Genomic DNA, 1,223 nt, shown 5'->3' on the forward strand with positions numbered 1-1,223 from the left:
GTTGTCCGGGTGAAGCTGGAGCCGTCGCCGTTCCAGGCGGACGCGCTCGCTGCGACGCTGCGCGCGTGCAACAGGGCTGCGAACCACATCTCTCGCGTCGCTTTCGAGAAGAAGGAGATCCGGCGTAACGGCTTGCAGCCGCTGGTGTACCGGCGTGTCAAGGACGAATACGACCTGGGAGCGCAGGCCGCCGTCAGGTCGGTGAAGAAGGTCTGCGACGCCTACGCAACGTTGCGGGCGAATGTCAAGGCCGGGAACCTGGGGCCGAAAGGGTCGAAGCGACGGAACAAGGCCGAGTCCAAGCCGATTAGCTTCCATGACGATGCGGCGCAGCCGTTCGATGACCGGATGCTGACGTGGAACACCGACACGAGGACTGTGTCCATCTGGACAACGGCCGGGCGGTTGAAGGGCATCGGGTTCCGCTGCTCTCCGGGCGCGCTCAAGATGATTGCCGACCATCGGCAGGGCGAATCGGATCTGGTGCTCCGCGAAGGTCGGTGGTATCTGTTCGCGACCTGCGACATCCCCGGACCTCTGGTATTCGAACCGGCCGACTGGCTCGGGGTGGACCTCGGGATCGTCAACATCGCCACCACCTCCGACGGCGAGGTCATGTCCGGGCGGCGTCTGGAGCGCTACCGCAAGCGCATGCGCGTCCTGACGGCGAAGCTCCAGACCAAGAAGACCAAGAACGCGAAGCGTCGCCTGAAGGCGATCCGTCGCCGCGAGGCCCGGTTCGCCACCGACACCAACCACCGCATCTCCAAGACCATCGTCACCACCGCTGAACGCACCTCGCGCGGGATCGCCCTGGAAGACCTGACGGGCATCCGCGAGAGGGTCAAGGCCAGGCACGAGCAGCGGTACCGCCTCCACTCCTGGGCGTTTGCCCAGCTCGGAGCCTTCGTGGAGTACAAGGCCCAGCGCGCCGGAGTCCCGGTCGTGCGCGTTAATCCGGCCTGTACCTCCCGTCAGTGCTCTACCTGCTGGCACACCCACAAACAGAACCGAGTGGACCAGGCCACGTTCGCGTGCCGATCCTGCGGGAGCACCATGCACGCGGATGTCAACGGCTCCCGCAACATCCGTCATCGCGCGGCTGATGCGTGGCAGCGGGGCGCAGTCAACCGCCCCAGCAGCGCCTCGCGCTGCTGAGACGAGGTGACCACCGGTGGGGCGACTCATCGGACACATGGTTAACCTCAAGCCCGGGACTTTAG

The 1,223-nt window shown here is 65.7% G+C and carries 1 protein-coding gene; it reads left to right on the forward strand.

Going from position 1 to position 1,223, the window contains the following annotated elements; all coding sequences use genetic code 11:
• On the forward strand, positions 1 to 1,158 hold a 1,158-nt coding region (locus ACPC54_RS42120; RefSeq protein WP_498973050.1), incomplete at its 5' end, for an RNA-guided endonuclease InsQ/TnpB family protein.
• Positions 1,159 to 1,223: the final 65 nt, after the last annotated feature.

Origin of the sequence: Kitasatospora sp. NPDC094028 (assembly GCF_049543595.1) — a bacterium.
In the GTDB taxonomy this organism is placed as follows: Bacteria; Actinomycetota; Actinomycetes; order Streptomycetales; family Streptomycetaceae; genus Kitasatospora.